Here is a 17,931-nt window from a genome sequence, read left to right as displayed (position 1 = left end):
CGCCAAACCTCAAGCCCGCTCGGGTCGCGCTCCCGCGTTGCCCTATCCTGCGCATGAGTAAAAGCATTATTAGTGTGTACAATTACTTGTGAGATTATTCCATTTACACGGAAGCCGGTACACTCCCTATCTATATCGCAAATCACTCGATAATAAGCTACCATTAAATATCTTACTATTCCACCAATCAATTTCATCGATACGCATATGGCGATTATATTTTACATCGCGTCCACTATAATACCATCCAGCATTTTCTTCAGACACTATACTTAATGTTGTGGTTTCAATAATTATATTTTTATTGTTATCTTTAACTTCTAACCAACAATGCCATAATGTATTACTTTGACAATAAGTTGATTCAATACCACATTTATTAAAAAAATACCAAACAAATTCAGTCATTTCTGAACAATCGAAAATTCCATACTTATAATTATCTTGCCAATTAGGATACATAATATCAATTATATTAAGTGCTTTAATAATCTTAGTTTCTGTATCTGGGAATGTGGACATATATGAAACTAAGAAAGAATCTGGTTGATTATAATACTGCGGTTTTTCAATTGCTTCACAAGACATAGAAAAAGCCATAACTAAAAAAACGACTAAAACCATGAATAAAAAAATGATAAATTTTTTCATAGTTAATCTCCATTAATTATGGTTTGTTGTCCAACTCTAACTGGAATATCGTTTCACTAATGTTTTCCCCAAATTTGCTCCCTTACTTGATACTACTATAATATTCGTCAAAATCTAAGTAAACTTTAGCTTGTGTGTCGCTAGTGTTGCATAAAAATCGGAGATTAATATAAAAATAGAAAAAGGTTCCAATGAAAATCAAGAGAATGAGGGAGGCCGTTTAGTCCATCCCGCAGACACCCAAAAAAACATACCCGCCTCAAGAGGGGGTATGAAAAAGATTTCTGGTATGCGATCCGGCCGGCAACCGATTGTTTTTTGGTCGTTTAAAAAACAATCAAGCCCCGCAAGCGATTGCGGGGCTTTCGATTTCTTCTTCTTATAATAAGCACATTTTATCTTATGAAATTTGTAAACACCTTTTTTTCTCTTGGTGGCGCTGTGATTTTATCTTTGCCGAACTCAACAAGTTTCATCAACCATGCCATATTTTTTCCAAGCACCCTCATGATTTGTTTTCCTTCTTCGTCCTGTTCAGCTTCTCCTGGTGCTGTGCCATATACTATATTCCAATAATTCGATGTCGGCATCAGCATTTCAGAATAATTAATGAAATTATTGAGCTGGTTAAAGGCGGGCAGTCCCCCTGAGCGCCTGACGGCTACAACACTGGCGCCTACCTTGTGTCTGAGCATCCCGCCATTTACAGAAGCCACGAAAAAGGCACGGTCTAAAAATGATTTCATTGTCCCTGCTATGGCCGAATAATGTACCGGAGAGCCTAATATAATGCCGTCTGCATTTTTCATTTCCTGAATCCATTCATTGACAGGGTCACTGGTTATTGCACATCTTTCATTTTGGTTCTTTATACATTCGTTACAGGCGATACATCCGCTTATTGCTTTGTTGCCCACATTAATGATTACAACTTCAATATTTTCTTTTTCCAGTTCCTGTGCGACCATTTTTATTGCTGCATATGTGTTGCCGTTTTTGTTTGGACTTCCGTTAAACGCAACCACTTTCATGTATATCGCCTCCCGGGGAATTGATTAAACCTTGAAAAATGTTTATGAAAATTATATTAGCAGTATGCAAATATATAGTCAACTTTATAAATAAACATAAATAGATTTTTTCAATTTCACGGCAAACTTCCAGGAATGCAGGATCATAGGGGAGGATGAAAGTAGATTAAGATTTCATCATCATTACATGACTCCTGCCGGGCAGAGTTTTATCTTCATCAGAAAAAATTGTCTCATACTGCTTTTATCGCAAGGAAAGGTGGTTTATAGTATACCATATAAAAACAAGTGGTGGTGTTATAATGCCAAGTTATCGTTTTAAGCATAGATTGAAGGTCCGTTTCTCTGAAGTTGATTCTGCGCAAATCGTATTTCACGCACATTTCCTTAATTACCTTGATATTGCTGTGAGCGAGTATTTTAGCGAGGGACTGAAACTTGAACGGGTTGAAATGGCCAAAAGTGGTAAATTTGCTTATATCGTCAAAAAGGTCACTTTGGAGTTTGACACCCCGGCTGTCGTTAATGATTGGTTGAATATATGGTGTAAAACTGTTGAAATGGGCAATACCAGTTTTGTGATGAGGTTTCTTATTACGCGAGATGGAGAAGATAAACCGTTGCTAAAGGCGGAAAATGTTTATGTCAGCTATGACTTTACCAACCAAGCGACAAGACCTATCCCTGACTTTCTCCGCCATGCTATAGAAGTGTATGAAGGTTGCGCTCCTTGAAGGATAAGTTTGCACCTTAGAATGTCAAGCCCACAAGTGATTGTGGGCTTTCGGGTAGTATAGGACTAAAATACTTTCTAGACAGAATGAGCTCTTGTGAGTCATTTTTTCTGCGAAAAAATGATTGACCTTGACGTTGCGTAAAGGTGTATAGTGATGTTGTCGGGAGGGTAGCCACATGGAATACACAGTGCAGAAGTTGGCCCGATTGGCAGGGATCAGCGCCAGAACGCTCCGGTATTATGATGAGATTGGTATTCTTAAGCCGGCAAGAATGAACTCGTCGGGATACCGGATCTATGGTCAAGCGGAAGTTAGCATGCTGCAACAAATCCTGTTTTACAAAGAACTGGGAATCAGTCTGGAAAGTATTAAAAAAATTGTGACCGCCCCTTCCTTCAACGGAGTTGGAGCACTTAAGGAACATCGCGCCCAACTCCTCGAAAAAAGAAAGCAGTTAGATTTACTAATTGCTAATGTGGAAAAAACAATTGCCTTAACCGAAGGGAGAATGAGCATGACCGATAAAGAAAAGTTCGAAGGTTTCAAGCAAAAGCTGATTGATGATAACGAGATAAAATACGGTAAAGAAATTCGTAATAAATACGGCGCTGATACTGTAAACAAGTCCAATGCAAAGCTGAAGAATATGACACAAGAAGAGTATGAAGAGGTAACTAGACTGGCAGATGAAGTAAACGCCACTTTAGCCGAAGCTTTCAAAACTGGCGAGCCTGCCGGCGCTATTGCTCAAAAAGCGGCGGATTTGCATAAGCAATGGTTAACTTATTTCTGGAGCGAGTACAGTAAAGAAGCCCACGCGGGTCTTGCTCAAATGTATATGGATGACGAACGGTTTAAGGCGTACTACGACGAAAAGCAACCGGGTACGGCGGAATTTCTGAGAGACGCCATCCATGTATATACTGGTTTTAAGAAATAAGGGTTGGTACAAAAGGGGTTTTTCCGTCAATGAACAATTTATCAGGAAATTATTTTGAGCGCTGATATTTGCGACAGCCAATGAAGTGAGTCAGAGATCCCTCTCTGACTCACTGCTCCAACCTCATAAAAATGCGATCTCTACCTCAAGCTTTTTGCTGACGGTTCATGCTTTTAGCAATGCACATTAACCCTGCAATCATGGCAATCAGGTGAAAAGCAAACGCACCCCATAGTTGGTTGATACTGGAATAAGTGTGAGAGAATACTCCTCCCATGATCGTGACAATTCAAACAATACCTAACAATAGGAGTAGGTAACCAGCTATTCTCAACAAGTTCAGCGCCTCCTGCAGCCTGAATTTTATTTTCAATGATTAAGTTAAAGCCTTAAAGATAAAAACGATTACTAAAATAGCAGTAACACCATGAAATATATAACCGGGCCATAATTTAGAGCTTAAGACCGGGGCTTTACCGCGGATCACGTCCGCCATGATATAAAAAATTCAAGCAGCAGATATTACCCATACTACAGCGGCCGCAATCCACCAAAACATAGCAATATCACACCCTCACTGTTTTTGCTTATTTATTATACATTGCTAATAAAAATCCTTTTGGTAATTCCCTACATGTTCCTTCTTCTTCATCACTGTTAATAATAAACTCCATTACCATGCTCGTGTTTTTAATAGCCGCAGTATTTACGGCTTGCCCAATTTAATGTATGATACACTCAAGATAATGGTATGGGGGCGAATATATTATGGCAGCGATTTATCGGGCTTCATTAATTTAGCTAAACAAATTGGCGCTGTTGATGCGAAAATTATTGATCCGGGCACCATCAAAACCGCGGCGTGGGTCAGAATGAAATGCAGCTTCGGTTGTAAATATGGCCCCAGAAGAAGGCACTGTTGTCCTCCCAATACGCCGACACATAAAGAAACCCAAGAAATGATTGACTGCTATAAGCGTGCTCTGCTGGTGCATTGCAAAGCAAATTGGAATGATCCTTCAGAAGTGGTTTTAAAACTGGAGAGAGAGATTTTTTTAGCCGGATATTATAAAGTGACAGGGTTCGGGGCCGGACCCTGCATGATATGTAAAACCTGCAATCCGGAGAAATGCGCACAGCCCAAAAATGCAAGGCCGTCAATGGAAGCGTGTGGTATTGATGTGTTTGAAACAGTGAGAACAAATGGTTGGCCTATCACGGTCTTAAAGGACTTTGAAAGCGACGGAAACTATTATGGTTTGTTATTAATCGACTAGTGATTGATACCAACCTTTACCAATACGGGGTTTAAAACCCGCACCAGTTCCTTGGAGTCGATGATCACAAGAAAGCCCCGTTTTCCGCCGTTAATATGGATTTGGGGAAGGTCAAGGATGGTTTCCTCCAGGTAAACCGGCATTCTCTTTAAAGTGCCGAAGGGGGAAGTCCCGCCGACCAGATACCCGGTATGCTTTGTTGCTGTTTCCGGGGTACAAGGGGTAATGGACTTAACTCCAAGGCGCCGGGCCAGGTTCTTGGTCGATACCTGAAGGTCCCCATGCATTAAGACAATCAAAGGTTTCTTGTTTTCATCTTCCATAACAAGGGTTTTAATGACGCTGTGTTCATCTACACCCAGCTCACGTGCGGAAGCCGCTGTTCCACCATGTTCCTCGTAATCGTACAGGTGGCCTGTGAAGGCTACCTTTTCCTTTTTTAGAAAACGGATAGCTGGAGTAACGGGAGTTTTGTCCTTGGCCATTATGCTGGAAGCGACCTTTCTTAAATTTCTATTTGCTTAACTAAATATGCGTTGAAAAGCGCTAAAAGAATTTAAGGGACTGTTGTTTTAGTGTCCCGCGACCCGGATTTTTTTCAGGACCGGGTAACTGACATGTGGAACGTTGAGACTGGACAACCAGGTGTCAAAAAACTCAAATCAATTCCTTAATAAATTGTATTTTAGAATTTCCTTCTGCCAGCTCACCGCATTTTTCTTTATACGCCTTAAAATATGGGGTTTGGCCGTGGGCGTGAAACGCTTCCTGGTCGATATATTTTTCGAAAAAGACTATTTCTGCGGGGTTTTCTGTGGAAACGTGGGGTATATACATTAAACACCCCTGCTCATGTTCCCGGACATTTTTTGCCAGTTTCACACATTCATCGGCCAGCAGAGCTTCTTTACCTGGTTGCGCTTTAAGTTTTGCAATTAATGTAATCATAATTTATTCCTTTCCAAAAAGTTTTCGTTTATTATACCCTTTTGCATGACTTATACCCTGACCATTTGGTACTTCAGGTTGGCTATGGTTGCTTCAAGCAGGCCCTGGCTTTTTAGCTTGTTTAGGGTGTTTTCAACCCGCTCGTGCCGTTCCGGGTCCTGCAAGTCATTGAGTCTGTTATACAAGCCCCACCTTTTGCCCAGGATGAAGTTTTCTTTTCCTGTCTGCGGAAGGGCCAGAAAACGGTCAATGACCTTAAGCATGGCAGGTTTATCTTCCGGCAGCCTGCCGTTGATTTCTCCCAGCAAGTTCATGGAATGGTCGGAAAGAAGCCTGCTCTTAACGCCGTCCAGGTTCTCGATTAAAATCTTTTCTTCTTTTACAGTTTCCTCGTCGGGTTGTTCTTCCCATTCACCCTGCTGCAATTTAGTGTAGAGGGGCGTGTTTTCGACGATGGCCAGGGTGCGCAGGCGGATATAGTCGGGATTGATGGCATTTAGCACTCTAGCCGTTTCAAACGGATGTTCCTGTGCCCATTTTCGCCCGCCCAGACCCAACAAAACATACTCCGAGAGGGAAATTCCCGCTTCTTTGACCCGTTTGCCGGCATCAATGTGCTGTTCGGCAGTAACTCCCTTGTCCATGAATCTCAGCACTTCATCACAGCCCGATTCCAGACCCACATGGAGACGGGAAATCCCGGCCTCCTTCAGTTGGGCCAGTTCATCAACACTCTTCCTGATCAGAGAACTGGAGCGGGCGTAACTGGTAATGCGCTCCACAGAGGGCAGCTTCTTTTTTAAATATTCAAGGATTTTAATAAGGTCGGCAGTTTTCATCAGTATTGAATTTCCGTCCTGTAAAAAAACCGTTTTACCGCCGTGGGCGAGCCAGTCGGCAATATGGTAGACCTGGTATTCATTTGCCTGGTACAGTTCAGAAGGCATTTCACCAGCGCGGGATACCTGACCAATTAAACGGCTCATCTCTGCTATAGTATCAATATCCCTCTTAAGATCTTCAATTGTTCGCACCGAAAAAGTTGTGCCCTTGTAGGCGTTGCAGAAAGCGCACCTGTTCCACGGGCAGTTCCTGGTCAGCCTGATTAAAAGACTGTTGGCCTCACTGGGCGGTCTGATTGGTCCCTGTTCAAAGGTTAGCGTCATCATCAAACATCCCTTCTTGATATAGATGTTTTACTGTATACCAGTTCTTCCATCACACTACTATTTATTATACCATCGTTTTTCTGCCAGTTTTATTTTTATTGACAAGTATCATAATAGAAGCTATAAACTAATATAGTGAAAGTCAAAATATATGCAAATGAGGTTATAATATGAAAAAACAAATTGCAGTAATTGGTCTGGGCCGCTTCGGTATTAGTCTAATAGAAGAACTGACCCTCCTGGGCTACGATGTTTTAGCCATCGATAATGATAGCGAAAAGGTTAATAGCGTGGTTAATACGTGTACCCATGCGGTACAGGCTGACGCGATGGACGAGCAGGCTCTAAAGTCTCTGGGCATCCGAAATTTTGATGTGGTCGTGGTTTCTATAGGAGAGAATATTCAGGCTAATATATTGGCTGTAATTATATTACAGGAATTAGGCGTTAAAAAGATTGTGGCAAAAGCCAGAAATAATTTGCACGGCAAGGTTTTAGAGAAAATGGGGGCAGGCGTAATTTTCCCTGAGCGGGACATGGGGAAAAGGCTGGCCCATATGCTTGTTTCTCAAAACATTATGGACCACATCGAACTTTCACCGCATTACAGTATCATGGAGTTCAGAGCTCCGGAAATTTATATCGGGAAAACCCTCGATCAGTTAGGTGTGAGAAAAATGATGGGGATTACCATTTTAGCAATTAAAAGAGGTGAGCAAATTATCGTCGCTCCTCGTGCGGCTCAAGTTATAGATAGGGGGGACGTGCTGGTAGCGGTAGGTAAAAACGCTGATTTAAAGAAACTTTATGATATGGAATAATAATTTTTTGAGGTGCTTGACAAAAATGAAAATTTCGGCGTTGAAACCATCCCAATTATTGGCGCTGGGTTTTATGGCTGTAATTCTATTGGGAAGCATACTACTGTCTACGCCTTGGGCATCAAACGAAGGAATGCCCAGGGATTGGTTGACAGCTTTGTTTACCGCTACCTCAGCAGTATGCGTTACCGGCTTAGTTGTGGTAGACACCGCAACGAACTGGTCGGTTTTTGGGCAGATTGTAATAATGCTTCTGATACAAATAGGCGGTTTGGGAATAATGTCTTTCTCAACTTTATTTGCCTTGTTATTGGGTAAGAAAATATTATTCAGACAAAGGATAATAATGCAACAAGCTTTAGGCAACTTCACTGTGCAAGGAATCGTAAATATTTTTAAATATCTATTAATTTTCTCATTTTCATTTGAAATAATAGGCGCTGTAATATTGGCTTTGCATTGGATACCCATTATGGGTATTACGAAAGCCATATGGTTTGGAATTTTTCATGCTATTTCTGCTTTTAATAACGCAGGTTTCGATTTGTTTGGTAACTTTAAAAGTCTTACTGAACTTACTGTGGACGGTGTAGCCAATATGGTTATCTCAAGCCTATTTATTTTAGGAGGATTAGGCTTTGTAGTCATATATGAAATATACGCGTATAAGAAAACAAGAAAGTTATCGTTGCATTCAAGGGTTGTCCTTATAACTACAGGCGCTTTGATTGTTTTGGGAACAGTATTGATACTTGCGTCAGAGTATAACCATGCATTGCATGGATTAACACCATCGCATAAATTATTAGCCTCCTATTTTCAGGCTGTAACACCAAGAACTGCCGGGTTTAATACAATAGACCTTACCACGCTGCTATTACCCACACAATTATTGATCATGTTCCTTATGCTTATTGGTGGTTCACCTGGTTCTACGGCAGGCGGTATAAAAACAGCGACTTTTACATTGTTGTGGGTTGCTATTTACAGCATATTGCGGGGCAAGAGAGATACTGAAATATTTAAGCGTAGAATTGAATCCCATGAGGTTTCCAGGGCGCTGGCAATTACATTACTATCAATATTTGTAGTCTTTCTCATGACCTTTTTAATTTCTTTAACAAATCAATCCGACCTTGTTAGAATATTATTTGAGGTCGTTTCCGCTTTAGGCACTGTGGGTTTATCCCTTGGTTTAACCAGTGAATTAAACGAATTTGGCCGGATAATAATTATTATTACCATGTTCCTGGGACGTTTGGGACCTATCACCATAGGTTACGCGTTGGTTTTCCGTCAACAGCAAGCGCAAGTACGTTATCCGGAAGGTAAAATAATGATAGGTTAAAAATTGTCGGGGCAAGCAGGTTGAAAAAATCCTGTGATGTATGAAATGACCATGGTTGTTAATAATAACCATGGTCATTTCGTTTTTTAAGAGGGGAAAAAGATGCGGAAATTGATTAGGCCGGTTAGGGCTAAGCTGCTGGCCGCAAAAAAAAATACAGGTGGCGCTAGTGAAGCTCCGGTAGACAAACCTAAAGACAACACGGATCCGGATAAAGCTTCTTCTTTTCTTAGTGCAGACCTGGCAAGCAATTTGGCGAGGATAAAGGGGATTTTCCAAAACTGCAGCGATATCGTTTACCGGCAATTTCTCTTTGCCCAGCGGGAAGATATCCGGCTGGTTCTGATTTACACCGACGGACTGCCCGACAAACACCAGGTCAGCGAGCAGATCATGCGCGCCCTGTCCCTGGAGGTGCCCATGGCAGCGCCGGACGCCGACATCACGAAAGCCAGCGCCTACCATTTGATCAAGGAGCGGGGTCTTTGCGTCCACCAGGTTAAAGAAACGGACAGACTGGAAGACGTGATTGAGGCCGTCCTGTCCGGTGATACCGTACTCCTGGTGGAAGGACACCCGTTTGCTATTATTAACGGGATGCGGGGTTGGGAAGCCCGTCAAGTTTCTGAGTCGGAAAACGAGATGGTCGTGCGGGGACCCCGGGAATCCTTTGTGGAAACTTTACGAACCAATACGGCACTGCTCCGCCGCAAAATCAAAAACTCCGACCTTAAACTCGAAATGATGCAGTTGGGCAGGGTAACGAAGACCGATGTGGCTGTGGTCTACGTAAAAGGGATCGCTAACGATAAACTGGTGGAAGAGGTGAAGAGCCGGCTGCAGGGGATTGATCTTGATTCCATCCTGGAAAGCGGGTATGTCGAGGAGCTGATCCAGGACAACACCTGGAGCCCCTTTCCTCAAATCAACCATACCGAGAAACCGGACAGGTTGGCGGCGCGGCTCCTGGAGGGCCGGGTGGGCATTATGGTGGACGGGACACCTATAGTCCTTTCCGTTCCTACAGTGTTTGTTGAATTTATGCATTCAGCGGAGGATTACTACGAGCGGTTCCAAATCGGGACGGTTGTAAGAATAATCCGTTTTCTGTCGATGTTCCTGTCCCTGGTAATGCCATCCTTTTATATTGCCATTATCACTTTTCACCAGGAGATGCTGCCCACCGCGCTCCTGTTGAGCCTGGCCGCCCAGCGGGAGGCGGTTCCTTTTCCGGCTTTCGTGGAAACACTGCTAATGGAGCTCACCTTTGAAATATTAAGGGAAGCCGGGATCAGGCTGCCCCGGCAGGTGGGCCAGGCGGTCAGTATTGTAGGCGCCTTGATTGTCGGGGAGGCCGCCGTGCGGGCCGGTCTGGTGGCTCCGGCCACAGTGATTGTGGTAGCCTTTACCGGAATTTCTTCCTTTGTATATTTTTATTCGGCAAGTTTTGCCATCCGGTTGCTGCGTTTCCCGATGATAGTCCTGTCGGCCACACTGGGGCTGTATGGACTGATTTCCGTCTTGATCGTCATTGTGGTGCACCTGTGTGCCCTGCGTTCCTTCGGGACACCTTACCTGTCACCAATAGCCCCGGTGAGTCTTGGGGATATGAAAGACCTGATCGTACGGGCGCCCTGGTGGGCTATGTTCACCCGTCCCAGGTTAATCGGGTGGAAAAACTTAAAGAGGCAGGAATCGGGCCAAGAACCCGTCCCACCGGAAACCCGGACCGGGAAGAAAGGCGGTGAGGGGAATACTGGAAGAAAGTAAAATCAGCAGTAGACAGGCCGTATTTTTGATGATCACCACGATCTTTGCCACGGTTATTCTCTCTGTTCCGGCCATCACCGTCAAACACGCCCGGCAGGACGCATGGATTTCAATTGGTCTGGCCACCGCGGCCGGGCTTTTAATCGCGCGTCTGGTGACGACCCTGGGCCTGCGTTTCCCGGACCGGACCATATTTGAATATCCGGCTGAAATCCTGGGCAGCTGGCCGGGCAAGCTGGTGGGCTTTTTATATATCATGTGGTTCCTGCATATTAATGCGGGGGTCATCAGGGAATACGGAGAATTTCTAGTAACTGCTTTTAGGCCGTCAACCCCTCTTATAGTTTTTAATCTTGTGGCTGTGGGCATTGCCGCCTATACAGTCAGAAACGGTCTGGAAGTCTTTTCCCGTGCCAATGAAATTTTTTTCCCCTTAATCATGGGGTTAATAGTGATTACCTCTATTTTGGCAAGTAGGGAAACAGATATCCACAGACTGCTTCCGGTTGCAGATGCTGAGGCTATAAGTATTTTTAAGGGAGCGATAGTCCCTTTAGCCTGGTTCGGCGAGATTGTTGCAATCGGTTTGGTAATCCCCTACCTCAACAAGCCGCGGGAGTCCCACCATGCGGCGGTGACGGCCGTTCTGGTCAGTGGCGTTGTTTTTATGCTGGTTGTGTCTAATGCAATAGCCATTTTTGGACCGGACCTCATCGACGCAATGGTATTTCCAGGTCTAAACAAGTACCGGATTGTAAACGTCGCCAATTTCCTGGGGCGGTTGGAGGCATTGGCAATGACAGCCTGGGTTACCGCTGGTTTTGTGAAGATCTCCATATTTTACTGGGCAGCTGTGCTGGGCATATCCCAGGTGCTGGAGCTAAAAGACTATCGCCCGCTGGTGCTTCCTGTAGGGGGGGTACTGATGGCCCTGTCCATCTTGGATCATCCTAGCACGATTCACTTGCAGCACTTTGTGGCTCAGGTATTTCCTTTCTTTGCCCTCACTTTCGAAGCAGCCATACCGCTTTTGCTGCTGATTGCAGCCCTGGCCAGGGGGAAGGGGGAGAAGCTTGGATGACCAGAAAGGCCGTTTCCCTGTTATTGATCCTGCTGACCCTGGTGTGCTTAAGCGGCTGCTGGAGCCGCCGGGAGATGTCCGAACTGGCCATTGTCATGGGAGCCGGGGTGGACCGCACCCCGGACAACAGGATCCGGCTCACCCTGCAGTTGGCCAGGCCTGCCGCCTTTGCCGGCGGAGCTGAAACTGGCGGCGTCGGGGCGGCAGAAAGGCAGAACATTACCTGGGTGGTATCCGAGACGGGCGACACTATCTTCGAAGCCGAACGGAATCTGGCCCTGAAAATATCCCGCCGCATTTACTGGGCGCATAACATCATCCTGGTGTTTGGGGCAGAAGCGGCTCAATCGGGGGTGGGTAATTATGCCGATTTCTTTATGCGCGATCCTATGCCCCGGGAAAACACCTGGGTGCTGGTAACCAGGGGAGAGGCCAAAGAGCTCCTGGAGAGCCACTCGGAGCTGGAAAAAACCTCGGCCCAGTCAATTGGTTTTGTTGAAAGGAACAAAGCCGGCCTTGCGGTGATGTTTAAGGACTTCGCCATGGCGCTGGCTTCACGGGGAACCAACCCCGCCTTACCAGAGGTGGAACTGCAAAAATTGGGAGAGCCTCAGGGGTCAGGTATGGAAGACAAGAAGCAGCACGAAGAGGTGGTTATTACCGGCACGGGGGTTTTCAAAGATGAATACCTGGTGGGGTGGCTGGACACTTCTGAAACCAGGGGTCTTTTGTGGCTGCGGGGTGAAATAAATAAGGGCATTATTACTGTTCCCTCACCCGGCCAGCCGGACAAACTGATCTCGATAAATGTTGCCCGGGCCAGGACCAGGGTTGAGCCGGAGTACGACGGGGAAAACATCAGTTTTGATATTATCATGGACTTTGAAGGGGAGCTCTTAGAGCAGCAGTCCAGGGAGAACTTGACCACACCGGACAAGGCTGAGGAAATCGAAGCGGCGGCGGCCGAGGAAGTGATTAGAAGATGTACGGCCACTTTGGCCAAAGCCCAGGGGGAATACGGGGTGGATATCTTCAATTTCGGTGAGGCGTTCCACCGTAAGTACAAGCAGGATTGGAAAGAATTAAAGTACCAATGGAACGATGCTTTTGCCAAGGCACAGGTCAACATCTCTGTGGAGGCTCACCTGCGGCGTACCGGCCTGTTGAGTAAGCCAGCTTCTGTAAGGAAATAGCCGGCCTCAATCATTGCGTTGGTGCCGGGGTGGTTAGAAAGAAGGAGTGGCGGTAACCGGCGGTTTTTTCGTTCTTTCCGCTTTTGGATTTCACCCTGGCCTTTCCCCTGGTACTGGGTTTAGAGGCGTTGGGAACTGGAAAGATTTAACGTATCGCTGGGCTTAAATGGAGGGACGAGATATGCTCGGTTATGTCGTATTATTGGTTTTGGTGTTTCTTTTAATCATTGCGCTGGAAGTGCCGGGTCTGGTCAAAAAGAAGGCGTGGCGGGAACTGGCGGCCTTTTCTTTCTTCCTGCTTTTGGGCTTCGCTCTGGCACTGCCCCAGGTGCTGGGTTTAGAGGCGCCCAACCCGAACGATGCAATTGAAGCGTTATATAAGCCCCTTTCGGAGTGGCTGAAATAATTAAAATAGGAGAAATGTCATGCTTGAATCCGGCAAAATCAACAGCCGGCAGGCTATTTGGCTGATGATTACCCTTGTTGTCGCAACAGCTGGTGTTTATGCTCCGGCTGTTGCGGTCAATGCGGCCAGGCAGGACGCCTGGCTTTCCGTAATTTTCGCGACACTGGCGGCGCTGCTCATAGCCTGGATGATTGTGAGTCTAATTTTGCGTTTTCCGGGGAAAACCATTTTTGAAATTCCGGAACTGGTATTAGGTAAAGTAGCCGGCAAAATAATCGCGTTCCTTTTTGTTTTGTGGCTTATTCACATTGAGATCCTTGTATTTTCGGAATTCGGAAACTTTATGCTTTCTTCAGTGTTACCCGGTACACCCATGGTTGTTAACGATGTAGTAGCGGCGGTCATGATAGCCTATATCACCCGCAACGGACTGGAAGTATTCAGCCGGTTCAACGGGCTGTTCCTGCCGTTTTTCTTGTTCTCAATCACGTTCATTACTTTGCTTGCCTTTAAGGACATGGAGTTGACGAGACTGCTCCCGGTTGTTGATGACGGGCTTACTGCTATCGTGAAGGGCTCCGCCGCCCAAATTGCTTGGCTGGGCGAAGTAATCGTCCTGGCCGTGATCATCCCCTATTTGAACAAACCGGGTGGGGCGTTGCGGGTGGCATTCCTGGCTACGCTGGTGAACGGTTTTATAATGACTTTAAATGTGGTGTATCCTTTGGCCATTTTCGGACCCGACCTGACCGCTTCATTTTTTTACCCTATATATAGCGCGGTTAGACTTATCTCCATCGCCAATTTCCTGGAGCGGTTGGAAGCAATTCCAGTCGTTATTTGGATAGCCGGAGGTATTATTAAAGTATGTATTTTGCGATACGCTGCAGTTCTGGGCGCCGCTCAGTGCCTGGGGCTTGAAGATTACCGCCCGCTGGTGCTGCCGGTAGGGGCGGTCGTGGTGGCAGGATCCCTGCACATGTACCAGGATGTTACCGTAACTGCTGCATTTGTATCGGATGTCTGGCCTTTTTACGCACTGACCTTTGAGGCGGGGATCCCTCTTTTGCTGCTGGTGCTAGCGATGGCCCGGGGATTGGGGAGCAAGAACAAGGGAACTGATTTATAATGTATTTACACCTTAACGCTGGAAAAAAAGGAAGGGTGGCTCAACCACCCTTCCAAATATCTTACCTTCTTCCCGTTACGGGCGTGCACTGTGGTGGGAATAAGGTTGGAGGGCAGACAAACGGGGGTTGGGGTGAAACCTGTTCGCACACCGCCGGAGTGCAGAAACCAAAGCTCGGTACGAGTAGTTTTACTATAGCCAAAGACTGGACGACGATACAGAGGTCGAAGGTGCAGCAGATTTGTTCGCCGAGAATCAGGCAGAAGCATGCGGAGTTAACGATTTCACAGTTGGTAAAGGTTCCTTCCGGCGCACAGAGGACTATTGTTTTGGTAAAGGTGAACATCAGATCCTCAAACCTGCAATCGACCTCTCCGTTAGGACAAAGTACCTCAAGAGTGTAGGTAACCACAATGGCAAAAGTCACGTTGGCCCTCCCCGTGGCATCCGGAGTGGTCCGGCTTACCTCGGTACAGGTGGCGGAGGTGATAATGCAGTTGACCGTTGCGCCTTCTGACGGCATACAGGTACCTAATGGTGTGCAGATGTTTTCACGCCGGTCAGCCTCAAAACAAAAATCATAGACCTTGGGCACTTCGATACAGACGGTTTCAGTTGGTTGTTGCAGTAAGAGATTAAGTTCTTCGCTCATAAAACAGCCTCCCAATATTTTCTAGCTTTTTTTGTAGCATATGTCAGGGATGCAGGAGTTGCTACAAATTTGGAATAAATTAGTATATTTATTTTTATGCCTTTTGTTGTCCAGCGATTAACATATTATGGGAATGATTCATAATATATACAGGCGGTTTGGTTATCCATAATTACCTTTTACCCCTTATGTAAGGGGGCTTTTTTTATCCTGCTCTTACTAAATAATAATATTAAAAATTACCAGCATTCGACATTGGTCGATAGATAAATTTATAAATTTTCTGATATTTATCTGTTTTTAAATAATGGTACCTGGCAGTTGCAACCAGGAAATTTTTACAAAGTTTTCGTAATAATTGTGTCATACTTTCGATATATTTTCGTAATCTTAATTTCGTAGAATATAGCCAAGCGGCTTGGAAGCCTTCAAGAGCAGCCTTGCAAATTTATGGACTGGTCTAAACAAAATTTCTACGAAGGGTGGTGTGTAAGTTGCTGAGAAGACAATGGATGCTTAGAGAGGTTGCCCACTGCAAAGGAGGGTGCCGAACTGAGTCCCGTGCAAGACTTTAAACTGCCTAAAAAAATAAGTAACACAACCGGCGACGTCTGTAGCCGGTTGTGTTGTTATTTTGCGCCACAAATCCTTAATTTTATTGTATGAGTTCCTGGGTAATGGAGAGGATAATGTAACAAATGCTAAAAAGGAGGTCTTTAATTTGGCAAACCTGCCAAACCTTGCTGAAACACTTGCGTCCTTTCACTCAGATTTGAACCGGATTCAGACCGTGGCCGGGACCCTTTCGCAGATTGAACGCCAGCATTACACTGATTTAACCAAGTATGAGGACGAGAAACTTTCCAGCATTGCCGTGGCGGAGCAGAGCAGCGCCAGGCAACTGGGTGAGATCAAGCAGATTTGTATTTCCATGGCCCAGAAAATAGATGAAATTGAGCATTCAATAGGTAAGAAATAGGGGGTGCAAACCTTGGGCATACTAGCCAGGCTTTTTAGAGGGGTCATCAATGAGGTAGCTGACGACGCTGTGCGGACTATGGCCAGAGACCAATATATCGAGAACATTTTCGAAATGGTGCCGGCGGCAAAGAAGGTCAACCCCATCTATCTTGCGGAAATAATGATGAGGGCAAAGCAGGGTATACCTGTGTCCCGCCCGCTTGGCAGCCATATCCGGTTTTCAGCCTGGGAAAAGCTTATGTTCAACCCTGTCCATTTGTTCAGGTTCCCGACGCCTGAAAACTTTGGCATCAATACCTCCGTCCAGATCGGCCCGAAGGCCAGGAAACCGCTCAGACTTACAATTCCCATTATGTTTGCCGGCATGTCGTTTGGCGGAGCGTTGAGTAAGAGCGCCAAAATAGCCCTGGCTCGCGCCGCAACTCTGGCCGGCACTGCCACCAATACCGGTGAAGCCGGCCTTCTCGAAGAAGAAAGAGAAGCCGCCCAGTTATTGATCGGGCAGTACAACCGTGGGGGATGGCTCAACACTCCGGAAAAGTACAAAAGGCTTGACGCCATCGAAATCCAGCTCGGGCAGGGAGCCCAGGGCTCAACTAACCAGCGGACGGCAGCTAAAAATATTGGGGAGGATTACCGGGAGGTTTTCGAACTAACGGGAGGCCAGGACGCGGTCATCCATTCCCGTTTGGAGGGTGTTCATACCAAAGAGGGCTTTATCAATCTGGTCAGGGAACTGAAAAATGAGGCCGGTGTTCCCGTGGGATTGAAAATAGCGGCGACACATTACCTGGAAAAGGAAATAGAGATCGCCTTGGAGGCCGAATGTGACTTCATCACGGTGGACGGAGCAGAGGGAGGAACGCACGGGGGCGCCCCGATTCTTGAGGATGACGTGGGACTGCCCACCATGTTCGCTGTCAGCCGTGCGGCTCAGTTCCTAACTAAAAAGGGCGCCAACCGGGAGGTGAGCCTGATCGCCACGGGCGGCCTGGTCACTCCCGGCTACATGCTTAAGGCAATGGCCCTGGGCGCCGACGCTGTTTACATCGGGACCGCGGCGGTAATGGCGATGCTGTCTGACCAGTCTACCAAAACGCTGCCCTTTGAGCCGCCTACAGACATGGTGGTGTACACGGGTAAAAGGACAGGCCTCCTCGATATCGACAAAGCCGTACAGAACGTTTTTTATTTCCTGAATGCCTGCGTACGTGAAATGGAAATGGTGGCCGTTACCACAGGCAAGGTTTCTTTGAGCGACATTGACCGTAACGACCTTGTTGCTCTCGACCCGTTCCTGTCAAAAGCACTGAACATTGACCTGGGTTACGTTTCGCCGGAAAACCAGGAGATGTTTTTCAACGGCTTTGAACGTATAGGCATAATGAACAAAGAGTCAGTACCAGTTGTTACCCACTAGCAAGGAAAAAGTAAGCATGGGGTTAAGTTAAAACCATGTGCAAAATGCCATCCTGAGAACTATTTTGCCGCGACACAAAATTATATCAGGAATTATGTCCTGTGGTCAGTATACCTATACAGTGGATTTATCGATCTATATCTGAAATCAACATCTGAAATCAACGGCGCTCTTTAAAGGGCGTTTTTCTTTTTATTGCCAATCTTATTTATCGGTTAAGTAACTCAGAGTTGTCCGGTGGTGTTAAATTAAGTTACTAATTTATTAATTTGGATATTTTAACATTAAATAGTAGCAGTGTAAATCCATATTGAATATTATTTAATATGAGCTAGGGCTGGTAAGTAAATCAAAGCTTTGGTAATACCTGGTTCTAC

18 protein-coding genes are annotated in these 17,931 nt (G+C 45.7%); 12 read left to right on the top strand and 6 right to left on the bottom strand.

The annotated features are described in order from the left end of the window. Positions 1–126 precede the first annotated feature (126 nt). Both Psfp_RS14470 and Psfp_RS14465 read right to left on the bottom strand, forming a co-directional pair. Positions 127–651 (bottom strand): hypothetical protein, encoded by a 525-nt coding sequence (locus tag Psfp_RS14470; protein ID WP_134219248.1) that lies wholly within the window; start codon positions 649–651, stop codon positions 127–129. Between the two features lie 395 nt (positions 652–1,046). Further along, positions 1,047–1,682, bottom strand: coding sequence for a flavodoxin family protein (locus Psfp_RS14465; RefSeq protein ID WP_134219247.1), 636 nt, complete (start codon positions 1,680–1,682; stop codon positions 1,047–1,049). 302 nt (positions 1,683–1,984) lie between these two features. On the opposite strand from Psfp_RS14465, the gene Psfp_RS14460 reads away from it, so the two are divergent. The 3 genes from Psfp_RS14460 (at position 1,985) to Psfp_RS14450 (ending at position 4,636) form a co-directional block, all read left to right on the top strand. Continuing rightward, entirely contained in the window at positions 1,985–2,416 is a 432-nt protein-coding gene (locus tag Psfp_RS14460) for a thioesterase family protein (RefSeq protein ID WP_134219246.1), read from the top strand. Between the two features lie 178 nt (positions 2,417–2,594). Beyond that, entirely contained in the window at positions 2,595–3,359 is a 765-nt protein-coding gene (locus tag Psfp_RS14455) for a MerR family transcriptional regulator (RefSeq protein ID WP_134219245.1), read from the top strand. A gap of 713 nt (positions 3,360–4,072) precedes the next feature. Continuing rightward, positions 4,073–4,636, top strand: a complete 564-nt coding sequence (locus Psfp_RS14450; RefSeq protein WP_134219244.1) for a DUF2284 domain-containing protein — start codon at positions 4,073–4,075, stop codon at positions 4,634–4,636. Here the strand turns inward: Psfp_RS14450 and ybaK are convergent. The 3 genes from ybaK to Psfp_RS14435 form a co-directional block, all read right to left on the bottom strand. After that, positions 4,633–5,121 carry a Cys-tRNA(Pro) deacylase gene (ybaK, locus tag Psfp_RS14445; protein ID WP_134219243.1) on the bottom strand — a complete coding sequence of 163 codons (489 nt, stop codon included), beginning with the start codon at positions 5,119–5,121 and terminating at the stop codon, positions 4,633–4,635. The two genes, Psfp_RS14450 and ybaK, sit on opposite strands and share 4 nt — an antisense overlap. A 172-nt stretch (positions 5,122–5,293) precedes the next feature. Beyond that, positions 5,294–5,584: a putative quinol monooxygenase gene (locus Psfp_RS14440; protein WP_134219242.1), complete on the bottom strand. Its 291-nt coding sequence runs from the start codon at positions 5,582–5,584 to the stop codon at positions 5,294–5,296. Positions 5,585–5,634: 50 nt separating this feature from the next. Then, positions 5,635–6,753, bottom strand: coding sequence for a radical SAM protein (locus Psfp_RS14435; RefSeq protein ID WP_134219241.1), 1,119 nt, complete (start codon positions 6,751–6,753; stop codon positions 5,635–5,637). A 170-nt stretch (positions 6,754–6,923) separates the two neighbouring features. On the opposite strand from Psfp_RS14435, the gene Psfp_RS14430 reads away from it, so the two are divergent. The 7 genes from Psfp_RS14430 (at position 6,924) to Psfp_RS14400 (ending at position 14,501) form a co-directional block, all read left to right on the top strand. Continuing rightward, complete coding sequence (locus tag Psfp_RS14430) at positions 6,924–7,574, top strand: TrkA family potassium uptake protein (protein ID WP_134219240.1); 651 nt, start codon at positions 6,924–6,926, stop codon at positions 7,572–7,574. A gap of 25 nt (positions 7,575–7,599) precedes the next feature. Continuing rightward, positions 7,600–8,922: a TrkH family potassium uptake protein gene (locus Psfp_RS14425; RefSeq protein ID WP_205079583.1), complete on the top strand. Its 1,323-nt coding sequence runs from the start codon at positions 7,600–7,602 to the stop codon at positions 8,920–8,922. A gap of 102 nt (positions 8,923–9,024) precedes the next feature. Continuing rightward, positions 9,025–10,692: a spore germination protein gene (locus tag Psfp_RS14420; RefSeq protein WP_134219238.1), complete on the top strand. Its 1,668-nt coding sequence runs from the start codon at positions 9,025–9,027 to the stop codon at positions 10,690–10,692. Next, complete coding sequence (locus Psfp_RS14415; protein ID WP_243120667.1) at positions 10,667–11,773, top strand: endospore germination permease; 1,107 nt, start codon at positions 10,667–10,669, stop codon at positions 11,771–11,773. The genes Psfp_RS14420 and Psfp_RS14415 overlap by 26 nt, the downstream gene beginning before the upstream one ends. Next, a complete protein-coding gene (locus Psfp_RS14410) occupies positions 11,770–12,966 on the top strand; it encodes a Ger(x)C family spore germination protein (RefSeq protein ID WP_134219237.1) in 1,197 nt (398 codons plus the stop codon). Before Psfp_RS14415 ends, Psfp_RS14410 begins: the two co-directional genes overlap by 4 nt. Positions 12,967–13,147: 181 nt before the next feature. Next, entirely contained in the window at positions 13,148–13,372 is a 225-nt protein-coding gene (locus Psfp_RS14405; protein WP_134219236.1) for a hypothetical protein, read from the top strand. Between the two features lie 19 nt (positions 13,373–13,391). Next, positions 13,392–14,501, top strand: a complete 1,110-nt coding sequence (locus Psfp_RS14400; protein WP_134219235.1) for an endospore germination permease — start codon at positions 13,392–13,394, stop codon at positions 14,499–14,501. Between the two features lie 61 nt (positions 14,502–14,562). On the opposite strand, the gene Psfp_RS14395 is transcribed toward Psfp_RS14400, so the two are convergent. Beyond that, positions 14,563–15,153, bottom strand: a complete 591-nt coding sequence (locus Psfp_RS14395; protein WP_134219234.1) for a hypothetical protein — start codon at positions 15,151–15,153, stop codon at positions 14,563–14,565. Between the two features lie 721 nt (positions 15,154–15,874). Here Psfp_RS14395 and Psfp_RS14390 point away from each other — a divergent pair. Together Psfp_RS14390 and Psfp_RS14385 are read left to right on the top strand one after the other, a co-directional pair. After that, on the top strand, positions 15,875–16,132 hold the full coding sequence (locus tag Psfp_RS14390) for a hypothetical protein (protein WP_205079582.1): 258 nt from the start codon (positions 15,875–15,877) through the stop codon (positions 16,130–16,132). 12 nt (positions 16,133–16,144) lie between these two features. Then, positions 16,145–17,554: an FMN-binding glutamate synthase family protein gene (locus Psfp_RS14385; protein ID WP_243120666.1), complete on the top strand. Its 1,410-nt coding sequence runs from the start codon at positions 16,145–16,147 to the stop codon at positions 17,552–17,554. Positions 17,555–17,931 lie beyond the last annotated feature (377 nt).

The organism is Pelotomaculum sp. FP, assembly GCF_004369245.1.
GTDB classification, from domain to species: Bacteria; Bacillota; Desulfotomaculia; order Desulfotomaculales; family Pelotomaculaceae; genus Pelotomaculum_C; species Pelotomaculum_C schinkii.
Note: the sequence above shows the minus strand (reverse complement) of the source record. Positions and strands in the feature narration are given on the sequence as shown.